This window comes from Paenibacillus sp. FSL H3-0329 (assembly GCF_037963285.1).
Taxonomy (GTDB): domain Bacteria; phylum Bacillota; class Bacilli; order Paenibacillales; family Paenibacillaceae; genus Paenibacillus_AQ; species Paenibacillus_AQ odorifer.
This window is the reverse complement of sequence record NZ_CP150150.1, coordinates 6,474,088-6,497,016: the sequence shown is the minus strand read 5'-3', so window position 1 is coordinate 6,497,016 and position 22,929 is coordinate 6,474,088. Positions and strand designations below refer to the sequence as shown.

Genomic DNA, 22,929 nt, shown 5'->3' with positions numbered 1-22,929 from the left:
CTTTGACCGCACTCTTTTAACGGGTCAAGGGATACATGGGACGGAAGGATGCCGGTGACGGTGTTCTTCCGCTTTTGTTTGAATATAGCTGAATCTGAAGCATATGCCCCAGAACAGGACAGCCTATGCAGGCTGCCTCATACAGGGCTTTTGAAGACGGAAGTTAAGAAAGAGATGTAATCAAATTAAACCGAGAAAATAGTGAGGTGGAGAATTTGCCGGGATTTAAAGATTTAGGAGTTTCAGAATTACTGTGTACATTGCTTCAAGGTCAAGGCATTGTTAAGCCTACGCCAGTGCAGCAGGAAGCCATTCCGCCATTGGTGCAGGGTTTGGATGTAATAGCTAGAGCGAAGACAGGTACAGGGAAGACTTTGGCCTTTTTGCTGCCAATTATGGACAAGATCCATACGGAGCGGGCTTATCCTCAGGCGCTGATTATGGCTCCTACACGTGAGCTGGCTTTGCAGATTACAGAAGAGGCACGCAAGCTGGCGCGTCATACGGATATCAAAATATTGGCGGTTTACGGTGGTCAGGATGTAGAGAAGCAACTGCGCAAGCTGGAAGGCGGCAGACATCTTATCATCGGTACACCGGGCAGACTTTTGGATCATATGCGCCGGGAGACGCTGGATCTTAGCGGCGTAAAAATGCTCGTTCTGGACGAAGCCGATCAAATGCTGCACATGGGCTTCTTGGAGGATGTTGAGACAATCATTACGGCTGTGCCTTATCGTCGTCAGACTATGTTGTTCTCCGCGACAATGCCTGATCCGATTAAACGTCTCGCTGCTAATTACATGAAAGAGCCACTGGATATCATCATTAAGAGTGGTTCTCCAATTCCGCTGGATAATATCAAACAGCAAGTAGTGGAATGCTCGGACCGTAATAAAGAAGAAGCGCTCAAATCCCTCATTGAACGGGATCGTCCTTACTTGGCTATTATTTTCTGCCGGACGAAACGGCGGGTGTCCAATCTGAACGAAGCGCTGCAAGCAGCCGGTTATGAGTGTGACGAGCTGCACGGTGATTTGTCCCAAGGTAAACGTGAAGGTGTGATGAAAAGATTCCGTGATGCGAAGCTGCAGCTGCTAGTAGCGACAGACGTAGCAGCTCGGGGTCTGGATGTTGAAGGTATTACTCACATCTTTAACTATGATATGCCACTTGATGTGGATAGCTATATTCACCGGATCGGACGGACTGGCCGTGCTGGAGGCAAAGGGCTTGCAATTACTTTCGTATCTCCACGTGATCAAGAGGGTCTGGATTTGATCGAGCATGGCATCTCGCAGCGGCTGGATCGCCGCCGTTACGAGAAGGATGAATTCGGCGTTGGCGAATTCATCCCTGTGCAAGGCGGCGGACGCCACGGCGGTCGCCAAAGCGGCGGCGCTGAGGCAGCGCGCACGGGCCGCGGGCCGAAGACCGGCGGCTCTGGCCGCGGCGGAGCTCCGCGCGGCGAAGGCGGAGCGCGGCAAGGTGGCCGTGGCCGCGGTAAAGAAGCAGGCGGCTGGGGCGCGCCTGCAGAAGGACGCCGCGGTCGTTCCGATGCGGCGGCTGGCAAGCGTGGCGGCAGCGGTTATGACGCTGCTGCTCCTAAGGGCGGCGGCAAGGCTGCCGGTGTAGTGCGAGTAGGCGGCGGCTATGGCGCCTTCGCCTCCAGAGGCGAAGCGTCTGCCAGCGGCAACGCGGCAACGCCTAGCACCGGTTCGCGCGGTGCGAACCGGAAGGGCGGCCCAAGCACTGGCTACAGTGAGAACGTAGCTAGAGGAGCGGACGGCGGTGCCTACACTGGAGGTACTCCACGTGGCGGCTTAGGCAGCGGCTATGGTTCTGGCCCGTCTAGAGGCGGCAAAGGTGGTAAAGGCAGCAAAGGTGGATACGGCGGTGCCAAGGGTGGCGCTGCTGGCAAAGGCGGCCGCAACAGCGGTGGTGGATCTTCACGCGGTGGCCGTAGCAATGGATCCGGTGGCTTTAAAAGCGGCGGTCGCGGCACTTCCAGATAAAGTTAGTAGAGTTTTATAGATGAAACTTGTTACCATAGGGTAGTTAGCGCTGAAGCTAATGACCTATGGTAACCTTTATTTTATAGCGTGAACATATTGATTTTTATTTTTAAATTAGGTTCTTAGTGAAACATTTATGAAGGAAAGCCTGTCTAATAGATAAATAGAATGTTCGGCTTCGAGGAGGAAGAACTTACAGATGTCAAAAAAATTTAAAATTATAATCTTGTTAATTGTCGTTATTGCTGTCGGTTGGGGAATAGGAAAGTACACGTCTCCTTCTGCTTCGGAGAGTAACGGTTCTAATATAAATGTGGGGGATAATCTTCAAGGTGAGCCTGGGAATATGGGGGAAAGTGATGGAGGGGGGATTACAGACCCGGCAGTAGCTGATCCATCTGATACTCCAGATTCATCTAATCCATCTGAACCCTCTAATCCGCCTGAATCAGGCGGTGATAATGCGGGTAGTGTTCCAGATCCTATTTCTGCAGAGCCTGATAGTATTACAGTGATGGTAAATAAGCAGTACGGCTTGCCTGATAATTATAAACCAACGGATCTTGTCTATCCTGATGTCCGTTTTACATTCAAAGAGAAAATCGAAAAGCGTATGATGCGCAGCGAAGCTGCCAAAGCCTTGGAGAAGATGTTCGCAGGTGCAGAGGAAGACGGAATTTATTTAGCAGGCGTTTCTGCATACCGCTCACAGGCAACCCAGACGACTTTGTATAACCGTTATGTGGAGAGAGATGGGGAAGAAAAAGCCCATACTTACAGTGCAGTCCCCGGCTATAGCGAGCATCAGACCGGGCTGGCTATAGATGTCTCGGGAAGTGATGGCAAATGTGCCGCCGAGAGCTGTTTTGGTGGGACGAAGGAAGCCGAGTGGTTGGCCAAGCATGTAGGGGAATATGGTTTTATCATCAGATATCCTGAAGGTAAGCAAGACATTACCGGATATAAGTACGAGCCTTGGCATATCCGTTATGTAGGTAAGGACATTGCTGCCTATATCAATGAGAAGGATATTACGTTGGAAGAATATTATGACGCAATTCCGGTATCGAAATAACATAGACGCAGAGAGCAGTCCTATGAAATTTGTAGGGCTGCTTTTTCTATGGCAATAAAAAGAGTTCAGAAGTTGCATTCCCTTACAGTTCGGGTAAGATACGTAGTGTAGTCCAAGTACAAGGAAGGAAGGGGAATAAAGATGTCGATCTACATTTTTGCCGGCGTTACACCTTCGGGTAAAGAAGTGCCGTTTGCGGAGTATGAAGGTAAGGTGCTGCTGATTGCTAATACGGCTAGTAAGTGCGGACTTACACCACAGTATGGAGACCTTCAGAAGCTATACGAACAGTATAGCGATCAAGGACTTGTAGTATTAGGATTCCCCTGCAACCAGTTTGCGGGTCAGGAGCCAGGTACGAGTGAAGAGGCTGAGGAATTCTGTCAGATTAATTATGGAGTTACCTTTCCGGTCTTCGCCAAAGTTGATGTTAATGGACCGGATGCCAGCCCGCTTTTCAATTATTTGAAGGAGCAGCAGCCTGGTGCTGGAGACAGCAGCGACATTAGCTGGAATTTCACGAAATTTCTTATTGATCGCAGCGGCAATGTAGTGGCTCGTGTGGAGCCCAAAGAATCGCCGGAAACGATGAAACAACATATTGAGTCACTCCTGTAGACCCTTTATGGGGTTAGTTGCAGAGTGATCTTCCAAGTATCCCTTCGACTCGGTTTCGACCGATGCTCGCGGGGATTTTCTTTTTTTAAAAGGATTAATGGAGATTGCCTTGAATTTTTATTGTGATAAATTATACTTGACGCTTTAAAAAGACCATGTATCCTTTGAAGAGAATATAGCAACTGTGCGAACATGCATAAAAAAGTGGAGTACAGCAGGATAATAACGGCAGGAGGGTTTTATACAAGCATGAAGTTAATTACAGAGGTAGCAGCACAAGCAGGGATCGACGAGCAGCATCTGGAACTATACGGCAAATATAAAAGCAAACTCTCGCCATCCTTATGGGAGGAAATGAAAAACAAGCCAGATGGCAAGCTGGTTCTGGTCACTGCGGTGAATCCCACCCCTGCTGGCGAGGGTAAGACCTTAACAACCATCGGGTTGGCGCAGGCAATGAATGCAGCAGGTGTGAAGACTGTGGCTGCTTTACGTGAGCCGTCGCTCGGGCCTTGCTTAGGGATGAAGGGCGGCGCAACAGGCGGCGGGAAGTCGCAGATTGTTCCGGCTGATGAGATTAATTTGCACTTTACCGGTGATATTCATGCGGTGACTTCTGCGCATAATTTATTGTCCGCAATGATTGATAATCATATCTTCCAAGGCAATGAGCTGGGACTGGATCCGCAGCGTATCGTTTGGAAACGTGTCATGGATATGAATGACCGCAGCCTGCGCAGTATTGTGACTGGGCTCGGAGACGGAAACGGAGCCGTACGGGAAAGTGGCTTTCAGATTACAACGGCTTCTGAGATTATGGCTGTGTTATGCCTATGCGATAGCCTCATTGATCTCAAGAAGCGTTTGAACCGTATTCTAATTGGTTATGACCAAGAGGGACAACCGGTAACAGCCGAGCGAATCGGGGCCGTTGAAGCGATGACAGCGCTGCTTAAGGAAGCAGTTAAGCCAAACTTGGTACAGACTCTGGAAGGTACGCCTGTTATTGTGCACGGGGGTCCGTTTGCGAATATCGCTCATGGCTGCAGCAGTGTTATTGGCACTCGTTATGCCCTTAAGCTAGGGGATGTTGTGGTCACCGAAGCAGGCTTCGGAGCGGATCTTGGTGCAGAGAAATTCATGGATATCAAATGCCAACAGGCCGGGTTAACCCCTTCTGCTGCTGTTCTTGTCGTAACTGTTAAGTCCTTGAAATATAACGGTGGTGTGCCTAAAGGTGAGCTTCTAACCGAGAATCGGACGGCGCTGCGCGCGGGATTGGTGAATTTAGAACGCCATGTAGAGAATCTCGGTAAATTTGGAGTCCCTGTTTTAGTTGCCATTAATCATTTTGAAGGGGACAGTGAGGGCGAGATTAACGATGTACTGGAGGCCTGCCGCAATTTAAACGTGCCGGCTGCAATCTCAAAAGTATGGGCGGAAGGTAGTGCAGGTGGACAGGAGCTGGCTTCTGAGCTGAACAAGCTCTTGAATAATAGTGGCACGAGCCACTTTGCTCCTTTGTATGAGAAAGATCTCGACATTTCATCCAAAATCAACAAAATTGTCCGTGAGATTTACCGCGGGGCAGAAGTGAACTTTTCTCCGGCGGCTAAGCGTAGTCTGGCGGTTATTGAGCGGCTTGGGCTAAATGATCTTCAAGTATGTTTGGCGAAGACGCCTTATTCCTTCTCCGACCAGCCTAGACTCCTCGGAGCACCGGAAGGTTTTACGATTGGTGTCCGAGATATTACTCTTTCGCTTGGTGCAGGCTTTGCGGTAGTTATTACAGGCAATATCGTTACGATGCCAGGTCTGCCAGCTAAGCCAGCTGCTGAGGGACTATGGATGGACGAGGACGGAGAGATTCACGGTCTGGTGTAAAAGTGTTTAATAAAGGGCTTCTCCTTGTTGTATTAGAGGGGAAGCCTTTTTTATGCTTCCTTTGGATTCCTGCAAATGCAGATCATAATGTACCTCTCACGTGGCAAAGCTAATGAGGTCGTCGCATTCGGCAGCAGTGGCGGAAAAAACTTAAAATTGTGAACAATTTGAGGATATAGGCGGAAAAGACTTGTAATGTGATAAATATCACAATATAATCAATTTATAAAGTGAAATAAATCACAACTAACCCATTGTTGATCAGATTCCATCATTGATCGGTCATGCAAGTCAAATATATAACCCGATTGTCCATTTGAAGGAGGAAGAAATAATGAAAGTAGCTGTCATTGGATGTACCCATGCCGGAACCGCCGCAATTGTGAATACTGCTCAGCTTTACCCGGATGCCGAGATTACTGTATATGAGCGTAATGATAATATTTCCTTCTTATCCTGTGGAATTGCCTTGTATGTAGGTGGAGTGGTTAAAGACCCAGAGGGGCTATTCTATTCTTCACCAGAAAAGCTTGCAGAGCTTGGCGTAAAGACCAATATGCGTCATGAAGTAACTGCAGTGGATACGAAGTCCAAAACATTGCGTGTACGCAATCTGGAGACAGGCCACGAGTTCGCTGACACCTACGATAAGCTGATTATGACTACAGGTTCATGGCCGATTGTGCCGAAGCTTGAAGGATTTGAACTCGAGGGGATTTTACTTTCCAAGAACTATGATCATTCCAACACTATTATAGAAAAAGCTAAACAAGCGAATAAAATCACCGTCGTCGGCGCTGGATATATCGGCGTTGAACTGGTGGAAGCTTTTCAAATGAATGGGAAGCAAGTTACGCTAATTGATGGTGAAGATCGCATTCTGAGTAAATATCTGGATCAAGAATTTACTGCACCGATCGAACAATCTTTTCAGGATCATGGGATTAAATTGGCACTGAATGAGAAGGTCAGCTCTTTTGCGGGCAAAGATGGTAAGGTAACAAAGGTCATTACAAGCAAAGGAGAGCATGAAACAGATCTGGTCATTCTCTGCATTGGTTTCCGTCCTAATACTGAACTCTTAAAAGGTCAAGTCGATATGCTGCCTAATGGTGCCATTGTGGTCAATAACTATATGCAGACTAGCTGCCCAGATGTATATGCCGCGGGCGACAGCTGTGCGATTCACTACAACCCTACAGGCAAACACGCCTATATCCCACTGGCAACCAATGCTGTGCGGATGGGAACCTTAGTTGCACGCAACTTGGTAACAGAGACCATTCCTTATATGGGTACACAAGGGACTTCGGGCATTAAGATTTATGAAGATAATATCGCTGCAACAGGGCTTACTGAAGAAGGAGCTAAGGCTGAAGGAATGGACGTGGAAACCGCCATGATTATTGATAACTACCGTCCAGAATTTATGCCCACCTTTGAGCAGGTTCAGTTAAAAGTAGTGTTTGATCGCGCCACACGCCGTATTCTCGGGGCTCAAATTATGTCCAAGATGGATCTGACGCAATCGATCAACACAGTGTCTGTATGTATTCAAAATCAAATGACAATCGACCAACTAGCCTTTATCGATTTCTTCTTCCAACCGCATTACAACAAACCTTGGAACTTCCTGAATACAGTGGGTCTTCAAGCGCTGCCGACAACAGTACCAAGCAAAGAGGCTGTAACATTTTAAAAAGAAACGATTGTTTCTGAGTGATTTATCGACGAAAAAGATAACCTTATAAAGCTAGAAAAGCAGCGATTCTCCTGTAACGGGAGGGTTGCTGCTTTTTTTGTTAGGTGCAGAATGATTAGCTGCATAGGTAGGTAGAATCCAATGGCTTCGGCGATGGTAGCGAGCCAAATGTGCTCGAAAGTTACAGTTAAGGTCATTTGAGTCCGATGTCCGATAGCAAGCCAAATGTGCTCAAAAGTTACGTATAAGGTCATCTGAGTCCGATCGTGCTGAATCACCGCCCTCCTTAGAAGTTTTCAGACTCAGAAGCCGCTATATAGCAAATAATCGCTGTTTGAGTATGATTTCGGACTCCAATGCAGCTATTGCATAAAATGAGGTACAACTAGTGTGTTTTTGGTGGCAATAGCGACTATGGGGTCCGATGGCAAGTCAAATGTGCTCGAAAGTTACGAATAAGGTCATCTGAGTCCGATCGTGCTGAGTCAACGCCCACCGCAGAAGCTATCGGACCCAGAAGCCGCTATTTGGTAATTAATCGCCTATTAAGCGTGATTTCGGACTCCAATGCAGCTATTACATAGAATGAGGTACAGCTAGTGTGTTTTTGGTGGCAATAGCGACTATGGGGTTCGATAGCGAGCCAAATGTGCTCAAATGCTACCAATAGGGTCATCTGAGTCCGATGTCCGATAGTAAGCCAAATGTGTTCAGAAGCTACGGTTAGGGTCATCTGAGTCCGATCGTGCTGAGTCAACGCCCACCGCAGAAGCTTTCGGACTCAGAAGCCGCTATTTAGCAATTAATCGCTTTTTGAGTGTGATTTCGGACTCCAATGCAGCTATTACATAAAATGAGGTGCAACTATTGTGTTTTTGGTGGCAATAGCGACTATGGGGTCCGATAGCGAGCCAAATGTGCTCAAATGCTACGAATAGGGTCAACTGAGTCCGATGTCCGATAGCGAGGTATAGCTACAGTGAGATATAGCTGCATATAAGGACAACTGTGTCCGATAGCTGCTGCGTACGCTCAAATGTAATCCAACGAAACAAGATATGCTGGCTTAGTCGGTCATACATAAACTTCTATTTGTGCACAGGTCGCAGTAAATTTGACATGTCAGTGAAAACTTTCACTTAGTTTTCTCAAAGTGATAATTATCACGTTAATGTGTTTTACGACACGCTACAATGGTCATAAAGGAACAAATTTGAAGTAAATAGATGAAGGAGATAGGAACCATGGCTTATAGCAAACCGCAGCAAATTGCCGAAGTAACTGTAGAGAACGGCATAAAAAAAGCTCATAATCCGCTAAGTACCGTACTTATTCTGGGCTTTTTGGGAGGAGCGTTTATTGCGCTCGGGTTTTTATTGGATATTCGCGTCATTGCTGGCGCACCACAGGAATGGGGTTCCATTGCTAACTTTATCGGGGCAGCAGTCTTCCCCGTTGGGCTGATCATGGTACTCCTTGCGGGTGGAGAACTGCTGACAGGGAATATGATGGCCGTGCCGCTCGCTTTTATGGCTAAGAAGATTTCTTTTTGGGAAGTTGTGAAGAATCTTTTGCTCATTACGATTAGTAATCTGGCAGGGGCATTATTTGTAGCTTATTTCTTCGGTCATGTGGTGGGTTTAACTTCAGAGGGTGTGTATTTAGAGAAATTGGTGGATATGGCTGGTCATAAAATCGATGCAGAATTCTTTCCGGCATTTGTTTCGGGTATCGGCTGTAACTGGCTCGTTGCGCTGGCAGTGTGGCTCTCCTATGGAGCAGATAACTTCAGCGGCAAAATCCTTGGTATTTGGTTCCCAACGATGGCCTTTGTTGCGATCGGATTCCAGCACGTTGTAGCTAACATGTTCCTAATTCCAGCAGCTATTTTTGAAGGTTACTATTCATGGGGGCAATACTTCACTAACTTTGTTCCCGTCTGGCTCGGCAATCTAACGGGTGGAGCAATATTTGTCGCAGCTGCCTATTGGATGGCATACTTGCGTAAAGCACCTACGGCTATTCAATCCGTAGATAGCATGTCCGGCAGCAGTGTCAAAAAACACGCTTAAGCTCGTCTTATAGAGCACTCCATAGAACATTCAAGGTCTGCCTTATTGGTGGCGTTAATGTTTTAGGGGTGCTTTTTGTTATGTAGACACAAAAAAATCCGCCGTGATATATCCGCGCTCGGGGGAACGAAATCGGATCACGGCGAATTTTGAAGGGGGAGTGTTTCTAGGCTCTATTACCCCGTCTTTCTAAAAGCGAATCAGTTTCTTCTTGTTTAGTTTGCTTTACGGACGACAGCCACGGCTTTAAAATAAGAATAGATATTAGAGCTAGGAAGGGCTGCGGACGTGAACCCCAAGGGAGACGGGATAATTCATGCGATATGTGCGTTTTATTCTCTAGATTTCATGCGTACTTTATCGCGATAAAACGTCAATGTGTATGCTTGCTCATAACCCTGTTTTGGGATAATACTGGATGAATTAATGACACATATATAACAGGGGATGTACACTACTTATGAAGTTTTTACAGGCATATCCAAAAGAAGTGAAAATATTTCTAATTGCCAGCCTAATTAATGCAACAGGTAGTGCGCTGATGTGGCCGCTCGTTACGATGTATGTATTTGATGAGCTTGGACGCAGCATGTCAGATGCTGGACTGGTGATTCTTATTCAATCGGTTGGTGGGATCGTGGGTCAACTACTCGGGGGCTCACTCTATCATAAGGTAGGCGTTAACCGGCTGATTGTCGGAGCGCTCGCCATGAATGCTTTGGCACTGTTCACCTTGCCGGCAGCTAGTAACAACTGGACGTTATTTATGGTTGCAATGGGACTGGTAGGATTATTTAATTCCTTATCATTACCTGCCATTCAGGCATTTATCGGCTTTCGTTTCACGAAGCAGCGTGGTGAGCTGTTTAATGTTATTTATGTCGCCAATAATATTGGTGTAGCACTGGGTACGGCATTAAGTGGTTTTTTGGCCGATATTTCCTATATGCTAAGCTTTGTAATGAATGGTGTAACTTCGGCGGTATTTGCGGGTTTCTTTTTTATATATCTGAAGAAAATCGGTGGAGAACCTGCGCATGAGGTAATGGGGCATCAGAAGAATGAACCAGAGAAACAATCCACGTGGAAGCTAATGGGGCATACTCGTATTTATCTTTATATGGGGATCGGTTCTTTGTTCCTGCTTCTCGGTAACTCTATCTGGAATACAGGGGTATCTCCGTTCATTATTTCAGAGGGCTGGCCTAAGAAAACTTATGGTTTTCTCTGGACACTGAACGGTATTTTGATTTTTGCAGCTCAGCCATTGGTAACAATGATTAAGCGCTGGTTCGCGTCTACCTCAACGGCGCAAATGACTGCAAGTGCCCTGTTTTATTTGGGTGGCTATGCGTTTCTTTTGTGGATGCCTAATTATCCTGGCTTAGTGCTCGGAATGGTGCTTGCTACACTGGGAGAAATGCTGATTTCTCCAGCGATGCCATCCTTTATCTCGGATCATGCGGGGCGCAGCGCACCATTTTATTTGGGACTAAGCGGAGGGATTGGTGCAGTCGGGAGAGTCATTGGCCCTTACTTCATGGGCAGACTGTATGATAGCGGTGGTTTGGCACCAACAGCCTGGCTGGCCTGTGCGATGGCGCTGCTGTCTGTAGGATTTTTCGTCATCCATTCTTTAGTCAATCGTAAAGGCCATTCGTTAGAGCGGTCCGTAAGATAACTATACACAGTGGATTCCAACATCTGCTGTGAATTCTATAGAGGTGCAAGGCAAGGGGTGTACATCTTATGAAACAAATCAACAAGGCAAGGTTAACTATTAGACCATCAGAGATTAAAGACGTGCGAGAACTGATTGATCTGGACCATCTGATTTGGACAGAGGACACTAGCCCGGGACCTATGTTGTGGCGCTCACAAGAGGATTTCTTGCTGAATGCTCCTCCGGGCTCTCAGCTCGTAGCGCTGCAAGATGACAAGCTATGCGGATATGTCGGGTTTGGCTGCCCTAGTAGAATGGAGAGCAACCGGCATGTGTGCGAGGTTAATATTGCTGTTCATCCGAACTATCAACGTTTAGGCATCGGCCGGCAGCTCATGGAAGCCATTAAGGAACATGCTGCGGCGCATGCTATTCGTAAGCTTCGCCTGCGTGTATTATCCTGTAATGAATCAGCGATTTCTTTTTACCGGAAATGCGGTTTTGTGGAAGAGGGACGTCTGCGGGAGGAGTTTTATCTTGGCGGCCGTTATGTGGATGAGATATTTATGAGCTGTATGCTGACAGGAGGAAATGGATATGGAGATCGTCTCGCTTAATGTCGGTCGGCCGGTGACGGTGGATTATCGGGGAAAACCTTTGGAGACCGGAATTTATAAAACGCCTGTAGAAGGATCGGTTCGGCTGCATACCAATGGATTTGTTGGAGATGGTCAGGCAGATCTTAAACATCATGGAGGTCCTGACAAGGCGGTGTGCGCCTATCCCATTGAGCACTATCCTTATTGGGAACAGCAGCTGGGAAAGAAACTGGAGTACTCGGCTTTCGGAGAAAATATCACCACAACGGGTCTGCTGGAGACAGAGGTGTGTATTGGCGATGTATATGAAATAGGCACCACTTTGCTTCAGGTTAGCCAGCCAAGATATCCTTGCTTCAAAATCTCACAAAAGCATGGACCCGCAGATCTTCCGGCTCAAGTTCTGGATACAAGGTATAGCGGATTTTACTTGCGTGTACTTCGTGAAGGAATGATTTCAACCGGCGATGCAATTGTCAAAAAAGAAAACGGAGACAGCAATGCTTCCGTGGCGCATGTACTGCATTTAATGCAGGTTGGGCTGCAAGAGGAAGCTGCTCTGGCAGAGCTTGTGGAGCTGGAAGCCCTCTCAGCCGTAGTACGGAACAAGTTTCGAAAACAGCTGGGTATGCCAGAGATCTAATCTTGGTCTGCTCAATAAAATAAACCTGGGGGCGTATGCCAGCCAGGTTTATTTCTGCTTGTGTGTTTGTTTAACTTTGCTTACGTAACTTAGCCGAGCAGCTGCCACTCACTACGCAATAAACCATATACGGCGTGATTCACGTAGCCATCGGGCAGCTTTTCTGCCTGTCTGATCACACCTTCGAGCACAAAACCAAGCCGTTCAGGAATTGCCCGGCTAGTTACGTTGGCGGTCGCGCAGCGAATTTCTACCCGCTGCAGCTCCATTTCCAGCAGTGCGTAGTCTACTAGAACTCGGCAGGCGCTGGTCATATAACCTTTGCCTTCATAGCCATCACCAAGCCAATAACCAATCCCTACGGAACGGTTATGCCAGTCAATCTGGTGATACCCAATGACACCGGCGAGCTCGCCGCGGACCCAAAGTCCAGCAGTGAAGGCGCCATTGTCGGTGCCTTGTTTTATAGCATTTTTAATGAAATTAAGGGTGTGATCCTGTTCCGTAACGGCATCAACCCAAGGAAGCCATTGCCTAAGTCGTTCCCGCGAGCGCTCCACTAACGCGAATATGTGCCTAGCATGCTCAGGCATGAGTGGCTTTAAGATAAGCTCTTCGTCGATGACATAATTAAACAAGCGGTTGCCTCCTTTTCGGCACAAGGCCTTATGTATGATTATGGATTTTTTCTTATGATTATCATGCTACTCTATCGCCCGCAGAGAAGTCAAAAGGTCTAAAGATGCTAAAAATTGATCCAGGCCATGTGCCCCCTTTTATTGAACAATCTACAGTTAACGGGTATATTAGTAGGAAACATGTTTATACAAGAAGTAGTGTAACACTACAGAACGAAAGGTTGATAGCTGTGGAGAACCGTACTACCCCCTCCAATTTTATTAAAAATGTTATTACCGAAGACCTCCGTACGGGTAAAGTAAAAGAAGTTGTCACACGCTTTCCGCCGGAGCCGAACGGTTACTTACATATCGGACATGCCAAGGCGATTTGGATTAACTTTACACTGGCGGACGAGTTCGGTGGCAAGACTAACCTAAGATTTGACGACACGAATCCTGCCAAAGAAGATACGGAATATGTGAACTCCATTCAGGAAGATGTAAAGTGGCTGGGTTATGAATGGGAAGAGCTGCGTTTTGCATCGGATTATTTTGAGGAAATGTACAAACGTGCCGAATTATTAATTACTAAAGGCAAAGCTTATGTAGATGACCTCAGCGCGGATGAAATTCGCCAATTGCGGGGAACGCTGACGGAGCCAGGACAGAACAGCCCACATCGTGAGCGCGGCATCGAAGAGAATTTGGATCTGTTCCGCCGTATGCGGGCAGGGGAATTCAAAGATGGTGAGAAGGTTCTTCGTGCCAAGATCGATATGGCTTCACCAAATATTAATCTGCGTGATCCTGTCATCTATCGGATTACTCATGCGCATCACCATAATACAGGGGATAAATGGTGCATCTATCCGATGTATACATTCGCTCATCCACTTGAGGACGCTATTGAAGGAGTGACTCACTCCCTTTGTTCGCTTGAGTTTGAAGATCAACGCCCATTTTATGATTGGGTCGTAGCGGAATGTGAGATGCCTTCTGTTCCGCATCAATATGAATTCGGCCGTCTGAATCTCGCTCAAACCATGACTAGTAAACGTAAGCTAAAGCTGCTGGTAGACGAAAAACATGTGGATGGCTGGGACGATCCGCGGATGCCAACGATCTCCGGCCTGCGCCGCAGAGGATATACGCCGGAAGCGATTCGTAAGTTCGTGTTCGAGGCAGGGATCTCCAAGAGTCAGGGTCTAGTGGACCTGCAAATGCTGGAGCACTTTATCCGGGAAGACCTTAAGTTAACTGTGCCTCGCACTATGGCTATACTTCGTCCGCTTAAGGTTGTTATCACCAATTATCCGGAAGGTCAAACAGAATGGCTTGAAGCGGAAAATAATACAGAGAATGAAGAAATGGGCGTACGCCAAATTCCGTTCTCTCGTGAGATTTATGTTGAGCGCGACGACTTTATGGAGAATCCGCCCAATAAATATTTCCGCTTGTTCCCCGGCAATGAAGTACGCCTGAAGCATGCTTATTTCATCAAATGTAATGAAGTCATTAAAGATGAGAATGGCGAGGTTGTTGAACTGCATTGTACGTATGATCCGGAAACAAAGAGTGGCAGTGGATTTACAGGCCGCAAGGTAAAAGGTACTCTGCACTGGGTAGAAGCTAGTCAAGCTGTGCCTGCAGAATTCCGTTTATACGAGCCACTGATTTCTGCTGAAGAAGTAGATGAAGCTGCAGAAGTTGAAGGTCTGGATTCCACGGTAGAGAAAGCGGAGCCTAGCTTCTTGGATCAGCTTAATCCTAAATCCATTGAAATCTTACAAGGTTTTGTGGAACCCGCACTTAAGGACAGTGTGGCTCAGGATAAATTCCAGTTTTTCCGTCATGGCTATTTTAATGTAGATAGCAAATATTCGGCGCCTGGGCATCTCGTATTCAATCTTATCGTTTCACTGAAGAGTTCATTTCAGCCTCCAAAACAAGGCTAACACTTGATTCGTTCAGGTTCTTTATAATAAAACAGGCTCAAACGTCCCGTTTAGGTACGTTTGAGCCTGTTTTTTATATTTTCGCTTATAATATTTCGATGTGAGAGAGTTCTTCCTCATCCTCTGTAGGGGGCCGGTAGCCTCCACGGTTTACAAAGAGCCACATGAAAGTAAAGCCTAGCGTTCCAAACAGTGTCAAGAAGACACCCGCTTGATACATGCTCTGTGCACCTAGATTCTGATACATCCACCCGCCGAGAACTCCTCCAACAATACCGGCTATACCGCTCCAAGTCAGTGTGTAGAGTGCTTGTCCTGAAGCACGGTAAGGTCTTGGAATAAGAAGCATGGTCAGTTGAGTGCCTACATAGAAGAAACCACCAAATGTTATGCAGTGTAAAATTTGAATGAGCACTACTTGGAGGGCTGTAGTCGCGTCCGCCATGAACCACCATCGTAGTACGAATAAAGCGCTAACCAGCGCAAGCCAGCCGAGCAGAACAGATATTTTACGTTTAAGGAATCGGTCGCAGAGAACAAATACACCCACTTCCAAAATAGAGGAGAGGAATACTGCGAGACCAATCATTCCCTTGGAGCCGCCTAGATCCGTAATATACAAAGACATGAATGTAGTGTTCATGGTGTTCGGTATGGAAACTAGGATACCAAACAATATGAAACACAAGAAAAAGGGATTATAAATTAGCTTGCTGAAGCCTCTATAAGGCATGGGAGCCATGCCAATGGTATGGTTAAGTTTCGGTAATGCAAGAATGGATAACATTGATGCACATAGTAAGCCTGCAAACAGATAGGACAAGATAGATACACCAGCCCAGTCAAGGACCAATCCGGCGGCAATTGCAATTAGTGCCCACCCCAATGAACCCCAAAGCCGAAAAGAACGGAAGCGATAGTTAGTTCCGTCAATATAGCTGAGAATCATCGTATTGCTCTGAGCAAATAACGGTCCTTGGAAGAAATAGAACAAAAGAATGGAGATGTAGATCATCTCATATGTATTTGCCCGAAACATAAGCTGGGATAACACTAACGTTCCGATTAACATAAGCAAAACGATTCGCCGGATATTCTGGTATCGGTCAGTCCAGATCGCCCAGAATGGATTTGCAAAGATGGATACTAGCGCACCCATAGAGAATACGGCACCGATCTCTAATTTGTTCATCCCTACATCCAGCAGGTATAGTTGAAAGAAGCTGGAGAAGAGGACCATGGTTCCGTATACAAAAAAATTGAACCATTTTAAAGACGTGAAAGAAGATGGATAGTTAACGCCTTTCCGCAAATGCGTCACTCCTTTCCCACTAGATGTCTTGCATGGATATACTGACCAATATTAGGCCCTTCTATCACTGTAACACGTGTTGAAAAGGGATACAAACTTCCTTTTTTACTTTTTTACATTTTTTTAACGTTTATTTAAATTTGATCCGCTAAGTGACAAAAATCGCATATAACAAGTTTGCAGGTGGCAGAAATGTTAAGAGATCGCTCCTCCTTACTAGGAATATGCCTGAGGATTACCCTATCTACGTCGTACAAAAGCGGATCAACGGGTTTAACTTCAGTTTACAATTCAGGGCTAGGATGGGGTTAAGCGAAACAGAGATGATACACTCTTCTCGCAGAGTCACCAAGAAAAGGGGAGTTTTTGCATGAGAAAATCCGAAGCTAAGGGGAAAACGGCGCTGAAGCCATTCCTCACATTATTAAAAGAGACCAAGCCTTCATACGGCTTATTGGCAATAGCCATTGCACTAAGCATGATCTCGACATTGGTTAGTCTGGTGATCCCAATGTTCACCAAAAATCTGGTGGATGGCTTTTCTTTGGCCTCCGTCAGCAAGCTGCAAATTGCGGGTATAGCGGGTGCTTTTATCGCGCAGACGATCGCCGGGGGAATTTCCATCTATCTGCTGAATTACGTGGGCCAGAAGATGGTTGCAGGTCTACGTGACCGGTTATGGCGTAAATTTTTAGTATTGCCAGTAGCTTATTACAATGATAATCGAACAGGAGAAAGCGTCAGCCGGATGACGAATGATACAGGGATCATCAAAACGCTGATTTCTGAACATCTGGCCAGCTTATTTACCGGAGTGATCTCCATTGTGGGCTCCATTGCTGTGCTGTTATTTTTAAATTGGAAAATGACGCTTGTTCTATTCACCGTTCTTCCACTATCTGCGTTGATTCTGGTGCCGCTTGGACGGCAGATGTACAAAATCTCCAAAGGCATGCAGGACGAAACAGCCTCTTTTACCGCGACACTTAGTGGTGTATTGTCAGAAATCCGTCTGGTCAAATCCTCGGGTGCAGAGAAAAAAGAGTACGAAGCAGGCAAAACCGGAATTATGAACCTGCTCTCCTTTGGTATTCGTGAAGGCAAAATCAGCGCTATGATCAGTCCACTTGTCTCTTTTGTTTTTATGATGTTACTTGTGGTCATTATCGGTTATGGCGGAATGCAGGTATCTTCCGGGGCTTTGACAGCTGGAGAGCTGGTAGCCTTTATCCTGTATCTCATTCAGATTATTATGCCGCTTACTCAATTGACCACGTTCTTTACACAGATTCAGAAGGCTAAAGGGGCATCAGAGCGCATTATTGAAACCCTGGCAGCAGAAGAGGAGGTATATGAGGGCCAGGAAGAGGCGAACGGTGCAGAAGGTCCTATCTCGGTAGAAGATCTAAGCTTTGGATATAAAAATGGTGAGAATGTGCTAACCGATGTAAGCTTTCGGATGCTTCCGGGTCAGGTGACGGCTATTGTTGGACCGAGCGGGGGCGGCAAGACTACATTATTTTCACTGCTCGAACGATTCTATGAGCCTCAGAAAGGTATGGTTAAGTTAGGTGATAAACCAGTGTCAACCTTCTCTTTACGCTCATGGCGGAAACTGATCGGGTATGTCTCACAGGAAAGCCCATTATTGGCAGGTACGATTGCTGAGAATTTAACCTATGGATTGGATCGCGACGTTAGCATGGAGGAGATGCGTGCAGCAGCAGCAATGGCTTATGCAGATGGCTTTATCGATGAGCTTCCTGAAGGATATAATACGGATGTTGGTGAGAGAGGTGTGAAGCTCTCAGGTGGACAGCGGCAACGGATTGCTATTGCTAGAGCGCTGCTGCGGAATCCAAAGATTCTTATGCTTGATGAGGCTACCTCCAGTCTGGATAGCCAATCAGAGGCCGTAGTACAGAAAGCACTGTCCAATTTGATGAAGGGCCGGACTACGATTGTAATTGCGCACCGTTTGGCTACTGTTGTAAATGCTGAGCAGATTATTTTTATGGAAAAGGGTCAGATTACCGGGATGGGAAGACATGAAGAACTGCTGGAAAACCATGAGCTGTATCGTGAATTTGCCACCCAGCAGCTGCAGATGAATAACCTTGAGATTCAAGACAATAAAGAGGAGGCTCCAGTGATACATGACAAAAATACTAGTAGCGGACGACGATCCGCACATCCGCGAATTGGTAGAAGTATTTCTGAGAGCTGAGGGGATGGATGACATCTATGGAGCTTCTGATGGACTGGAGGCTCTTCAGATTCTGGAGAGCCATAACATAGACTTAGCCATTATTGATGTGATGATGCCCAATTTGGATGGCTGGGAGCTGTGCCGGAAGATGCGCCAAACTTATGATTTTCCGATATTGATGCTGACGGCTAAGGGTGAGACCTCCCAAATTGTGAAGGGCTTTGAACTGGGAAGTGATGACTATCTCGTCAAACCCTTTGAGCCAGTGGTGCTTATTGCGCGAGTAAAGGCGCTGCTCAAACGTTACCAAATCTCTGCTGCACAAAGTGTGGGGATCGGCCGGCTGCGAATGAATCGTAAAACCTACGAGGTATCCTCAGAGTATGGAGAAGTCACCTTGCCGCTTAAGGAATTTGAGCTGTTGTTTAAGCTGGGCAGCTATCCGGGGCAGACATTGACTAGAGACAGGCTGATCGAAGAGATATGGGGTTATGATTTTGAAGGGAATGAGCGGACGCTCGATGTGCATATCAACCGTTTACGCGAACGGTTCGCTCCAGATAAATACGGGTTTGTTATTCGTACCATCCGCGGATTAGGCTATCGGCTGGAGGCAGAGGCATGAACCGGTTTAAGGAGCTTCTTAAGCGGATTGGGATGACTTTTATTTACTTCGGTGGCGTTGGGATTAGCTGGAGTGCAGCTTATTTCTTGATGAACTGGATATATGGCAGGGTTGGACGCCCCTCTTCGGAGTATTTGACCCAGTTAATCGGCGTGATGGTCGGAATTGTGATTTTGTTCATGATGGCATTGGTAACCTCCAAGTTATTCCGGGGCTGGGAACGTGTTTTTTATAAATCAATTATCGAAGGTTTAGGGCGTATTGCTAAGGGTGATTTCAATGTGGTACTCGATAATACTAAGGACTATGGTGATTTTGGTGAGATTGTAGAGAGCATCAACGTAATGGCCAGCGAACTGAGTCAGATGGAGACCATGCGTCAAGACTTTATCTCTAATGTATCGCATGAAATTCAATCTCCGCTAACCTCTATCCGCGGCTTTGCTCTTGCGCTGCAAGATGAAACTTTGAGTGTGAAGAGCAGGAGGCACTACCTTAATATTATCGTGGCTGAGAGTACCCGTGTATCTGGGCTCAGTGATAATTTATTGAAGCTGTCCGCGCTTGAATCGGGCAATTTTCCGTTTGAAAATCAGATTTACCGCCTGGATAAGCAGCTTAGAGATACGATTCTGGCTTCTGAACCACAGTGGTTGGAGAAAAATATAGAGGTAGAGGCTGAACTGGAAGAAGTGAATGTATCTGCTGTAAAAGATTTAATGAGCCAGGTCTGGACCAATCTACTGCATAACAGCATCAAGTTTACTCCGCAGAACGGTTACATCCATATTAGCCTTCGCATGGTGGATGAGCAGGTAGAGGTGGAGATTCAAGATAGCGGGATTGGCATCTCGGAGGAAGATCTGCCTCGGATCTTCGAGCGTTTCTATAAGGCAGATAAAGCTAGAACCGCAAGTGGTGGCGGTAGTGGACTGGGTCTGTCACTGGTTAAAAAAATCGTTGAGCTGCATGAAGGTAAGGTAACTGTACATAGTCGTCCGGGGGAAGGAACCGCCTTTAAGGTGAGCTTGCGAGTACGAAAGAAATAAACTTGCTGTATGTGAAAAACAGCTGAAGCTGGTATTCTGGGTGGATTCGAGGATAACACCTTCCGTCCTGAGAATAATGCCACAAGAGCCGAGGCAGGAGCGACTATTTATAAGCTGCTCGAAGCTCTGTCTCTCTAATAGTGATTGAATAGTTCATCGCTAAGCTTTAAACCAAACGCCGCTTTCCCAGATTGTTCAGTGGGAAAGCGGCGTTTTTTGTATTTATGAAATTAAAAGAGGAACTATAATACCGGGATGGACGTTTATCCACCAATTTGAGACATGCGCCGAGCTGTCGGCGTGTGGCTTTGTGCTTTTTTCTCCAGAGCTAAGGCCATTTCATGGTTATGAGGTTTGTTGCCCAGCGCTTTCCGGAATAAGGCCTGCACAGCAGCAGGATCGCTTATTAAAGGACGGACATTGTATTCATCTGCCCAATACAGGCAAGCTTTGATGTGCCCATCTGCGGTAAGTCTCAGGCGGTTGCAATTATCGCAGAAGTGATCGCTCACCGGATGAATCAGGCCGAATGTACCAGGGGCTCCAACAACCCGCCGATTCTGGGAAGGGCCATTCCCGGAGGGCATTTCTGCTGCTTCCGTTTCCCAACCAGCCTCAGTACAAGCTTCTACAACCCTTTCCAGAGGCAGATAAGTTTGGCGCCAAGCATCAGTAGCACTGCCAATCGGCATGTATTCTATAAAGCGTACATTTAGAGGACTCTCCAGCGTAAGGGAGATGAAGTCTTTGATTTCGTCGTCATTAATTCCTTTCATCAATACAACGTTAAGCTTTATCGGTTGAAGTCCGGCGGCTTGTGCGGCCTCGACCCCCTTTAATACCTTGGCGACTTCACCGCCACGAGTAATCATAGAAAATCGATCCTGCCGTAAAGAGTCTAGGCTGATGTTTACCCGTGACAGACCAGCCTCTTTTAACAGCGCGGCTTTGGCTGGAAGCATTAAACCATTTGTAGTCAGCGAAATATCTTCTATACCTGGAATCGCGGATATCATCGCAACAAGCTTTTCCAGATCTTTGCGGACAAGAGGTTCTCCGCCAGTTAGTCGTACTTTACGTAATCCAAGAGGGGCTAGCGACTTAACGACTGCGGTAATTTCCTCGTAACTTAGAATCTCGTCCTGCGGTTGGAATTGCATCCCTTCCGCTGGCATACAATAGATGCAACGCAGGTTGCAGCGGTCGGTAACCGAAATGCGGATGTAATCGTGTAAACGTCCAAAAGGGTCCGTCAGCGGCTCCATGGCGTTGCTCCCTTCCTTTAAATCTGGCTGATAAATTGCTCTTGAATTTTCTCGTATAAACGCCTAACGTCACTAACAGGATAGAACGCGAAGATGTTTATACTTGTTTAGAATTTTAAAGATTGCTTGGATTCACGTCAATGAGCAAAGTTCTGGACGACAGGGTTTCATTACATAAAACTGGACAAACTAGATAAGAAGATAACGCATATTGAACAACGAAAAGTGTGACAAAAGTACGACAAATAAAGTTTTTAGACATAGAATGCTCACGGAAAGCGCTTTTAATTTCCGATATAATCTAGGTGCGGATTAGTTTTAACGTTCACTTTTGCGAAAACAGATAGGATACCGGAAACCGCACGTCGGTAATGTGTGTGACGGAGAGTGACCGGGAAACCATTGAGGAGGATTTGCAAAATGAGTACACATACTGTTCCATCGCTCACCGTTCCGGAGGCTTTTAGCCGTTGGTTGGAAAGTCGGGGATTAATATATCAGCTTTTAGTGGATTTTTTGGGTAGAAAACCATCACTCTCTCTAGTGGCTCAATGGAGCCGCCATCGCCAGATGAGTGTAGCGGCAGAGATGACAGAAGGCGGTCGGGAGCTGAAGCGCTATTTGAGTCAGGAACCGAACAAGCTGCCAATGATATGCGAGAAAGAGAGCAAAGAATATAAACGGCTTATGCAAGAACAGTCCGTTAGTTCTTTTAAATTGCGCGAAGCAGCGATTTTAGGTCGTTCGGAGGATTTCTGCAACGTGCTTGCAGATGTGTACACCTCCGCTGGAATTGTATTCAATAAGTGTAATGGTGAAGCCGATGATCATATTGCTATTGAGCTCGAATTTATGGCAGTCATGCATGAGCGTATGCTTTACAATAGTTTTTCAATAAGAAGTGCTATGGAGCTGCTTGATATTCAGGAGTCCTTTTTGGAAAAGCATCTACTTCAATGGACACCGCAGTTCTGTCAGAAACTAAATGCAGCAACAGATAGTCCGCTATATCTAGGCCTCTCTCATATGCTTGAGGAGTTTCTGCCACTTGATCTGCAAATGCTTCGTTCCTGGAGAGCTTCATTGGAGAGCAGTGCAGCTACAAGCATTTAATATTAGAAAGCCCGACCTATCCATTAGGGCGGGCTTTTGCATGCTGAGCATGGGGAAAAGAATCGTTGTGTGAAGCACCAACTGAAGTAGTAATTGAAGTACCAACCGAAGCGTCTTATTGTTGCCCAACTCAAGCGCCGATAGAATAATTGGGGAATTTCTCCCTGAAATTCTGGGATTTTCAGTCATCAGACTAATAATTAGGGAAAACCTCCCTAAAATATAGCTGATTCGGTGGTAATTAAAGAAATCCCCCTTATTATCAGGGAGGAAATCCCTAATTTCGTTCATTTAGAGAAAATATTAGCTTTTTTCAGGGAGTTTTTCCCTAATTAGTTTAAGATCCACTCCGCGCATCGCCCAAACACAGAATGCAGTAAATACAAATGTACGCCGTCCAAACGACCCACGCAGATCACCCGCGTATACCGCATATCGCAAACGTTCACGGTACATTAGCCTCCCCACGCACAAACGCACATCATCCACCACCCAACCTAATAGTGATGA

At 46.4% G+C, this 22,929-nt stretch carries 17 protein-coding genes; 14 read left to right on the top strand and 3 right to left on the bottom strand.

The window, feature by feature from the left end; genetic code table 11:
* Positions 1-215: 215 nt before the first annotated feature.
* The 9 genes from NSQ66_RS28700 to NSQ66_RS28660 all read left to right on the top strand — a co-directional run bounded on the left by NSQ66_RS28700 (position 216) and on the right by NSQ66_RS28660 (position 12,271).
* Positions 216-2,015: a DEAD/DEAH box helicase gene (locus NSQ66_RS28700; protein ID WP_076099691.1), complete on the top strand. Its 1,800-nt coding sequence runs from the start codon at positions 216-218 to the stop codon at positions 2,013-2,015.
* Between the two features lie 199 nt (positions 2,016-2,214).
* A complete protein-coding gene (locus NSQ66_RS28695; protein WP_339279504.1) occupies positions 2,215-3,090 on the top strand; it encodes a M15 family metallopeptidase in 876 nt (291 codons plus the stop codon).
* 141 nt (positions 3,091-3,231) lie between these two features.
* Positions 3,232-3,708: a glutathione peroxidase gene (locus NSQ66_RS28690; RefSeq protein ID WP_076212573.1), complete on the top strand. Its 477-nt coding sequence runs from the start codon at positions 3,232-3,234 to the stop codon at positions 3,706-3,708.
* Positions 3,709-3,957: 249 nt separating this feature from the next.
* Positions 3,958-5,592 carry a formate--tetrahydrofolate ligase gene (locus NSQ66_RS28685; RefSeq protein ID WP_076140696.1) on the top strand — a complete coding sequence of 545 codons (1,635 nt, stop codon included), beginning with the start codon at positions 3,958-3,960 and terminating at the stop codon, positions 5,590-5,592.
* A gap of 334 nt (positions 5,593-5,926) precedes the next feature.
* Positions 5,927-7,291, top strand: a complete 1,365-nt coding sequence (locus NSQ66_RS28680; RefSeq protein WP_076212570.1) for an FAD-dependent oxidoreductase — start codon at positions 5,927-5,929, stop codon at positions 7,289-7,291.
* Between the two features lie 1,247 nt (positions 7,292-8,538).
* Positions 8,539-9,366 carry a formate/nitrite transporter family protein gene (locus tag NSQ66_RS28675; RefSeq protein WP_036681949.1) on the top strand — a complete coding sequence of 276 codons (828 nt, stop codon included), beginning with the start codon at positions 8,539-8,541 and terminating at the stop codon, positions 9,364-9,366.
* Between the two features lie 460 nt (positions 9,367-9,826).
* A complete protein-coding gene (locus tag NSQ66_RS28670) occupies positions 9,827-11,047 on the top strand; it encodes an MFS transporter (RefSeq protein ID WP_036681946.1) in 1,221 nt (406 codons plus the stop codon).
* A 68-nt stretch (positions 11,048-11,115) separates the two neighbouring features.
* Positions 11,116-11,646, top strand: a complete 531-nt coding sequence (locus tag NSQ66_RS28665) for a GNAT family N-acetyltransferase (protein ID WP_038573668.1) — start codon at positions 11,116-11,118, stop codon at positions 11,644-11,646.
* Positions 11,627-12,271, top strand: coding sequence for an MOSC domain-containing protein (locus NSQ66_RS28660; RefSeq protein WP_081383983.1), 645 nt, complete (start codon positions 11,627-11,629; stop codon positions 12,269-12,271). Before NSQ66_RS28665 ends, NSQ66_RS28660 begins: the two co-directional genes overlap by 20 nt.
* Positions 12,272-12,360: 89 nt before the next feature.
* On the opposite strand, the gene NSQ66_RS28655 is transcribed toward NSQ66_RS28660, so the two are convergent.
* Positions 12,361-12,909, bottom strand: coding sequence for a GNAT family protein (locus NSQ66_RS28655; RefSeq protein ID WP_036681941.1), 549 nt, complete (start codon positions 12,907-12,909; stop codon positions 12,361-12,363).
* 230 nt (positions 12,910-13,139) lie between these two features.
* Between NSQ66_RS28655 and NSQ66_RS28650 the strand changes: the two genes are divergently transcribed.
* Positions 13,140-14,846 carry a glutamine--tRNA ligase/YqeY domain fusion protein gene (locus NSQ66_RS28650; RefSeq protein ID WP_036682422.1) on the top strand — a complete coding sequence of 569 codons (1,707 nt, stop codon included), beginning with the start codon at positions 13,140-13,142 and terminating at the stop codon, positions 14,844-14,846.
* An 85-nt stretch (positions 14,847-14,931) separates the two neighbouring features.
* On the opposite strand, the gene NSQ66_RS28645 is transcribed toward NSQ66_RS28650, so the two are convergent.
* Positions 14,932-16,167, bottom strand: a complete 1,236-nt coding sequence (locus tag NSQ66_RS28645; RefSeq protein WP_305953522.1) for an MFS transporter — start codon at positions 16,165-16,167, stop codon at positions 14,932-14,934.
* A 361-nt stretch (positions 16,168-16,528) separates the two neighbouring features.
* Here NSQ66_RS28645 and NSQ66_RS28640 point away from each other — a divergent pair, with 361 nt between their 5' ends.
* From NSQ66_RS28640 to NSQ66_RS28630, 3 genes are read left to right on the top strand one after another with little or no spacing between them, the layout of a single operon-like run.
* Positions 16,529-18,385, top strand: coding sequence for an ABC transporter ATP-binding protein (locus NSQ66_RS28640; RefSeq protein ID WP_036681935.1), 1,857 nt, complete (start codon positions 16,529-16,531; stop codon positions 18,383-18,385).
* Complete coding sequence (locus NSQ66_RS28635; RefSeq protein WP_036681932.1) at positions 18,315-18,992, top strand: response regulator transcription factor; 678 nt, start codon at positions 18,315-18,317, stop codon at positions 18,990-18,992. The genes NSQ66_RS28640 and NSQ66_RS28635 overlap by 71 nt, the downstream gene beginning before the upstream one ends.
* Positions 18,989-20,041 carry a HAMP domain-containing sensor histidine kinase gene (locus NSQ66_RS28630; protein WP_036681931.1) on the top strand — a complete coding sequence of 351 codons (1,053 nt, stop codon included), beginning with the start codon at positions 18,989-18,991 and terminating at the stop codon, positions 20,039-20,041. The genes NSQ66_RS28635 and NSQ66_RS28630 overlap by 4 nt, the downstream gene beginning before the upstream one ends.
* A 263-nt stretch (positions 20,042-20,304) precedes the next feature.
* Here the strand turns inward: NSQ66_RS28630 and moaA are convergent, their stop codons facing one another.
* Complete coding sequence (moaA, locus tag NSQ66_RS28625) at positions 20,305-21,306, bottom strand: GTP 3',8-cyclase MoaA (protein WP_076140704.1); 1,002 nt, start codon at positions 21,304-21,306, stop codon at positions 20,305-20,307.
* A gap of 420 nt (positions 21,307-21,726) precedes the next feature.
* Here moaA and NSQ66_RS28620 point away from each other — a divergent pair, with 420 nt between their 5' ends.
* Positions 21,727-22,419, top strand: a complete 693-nt coding sequence (locus tag NSQ66_RS28620; RefSeq protein ID WP_036681926.1) for a molecular chaperone TorD family protein — start codon at positions 21,727-21,729, stop codon at positions 22,417-22,419.
* The last annotated feature ends 510 nt before the right edge of the window (positions 22,420-22,929 follow it).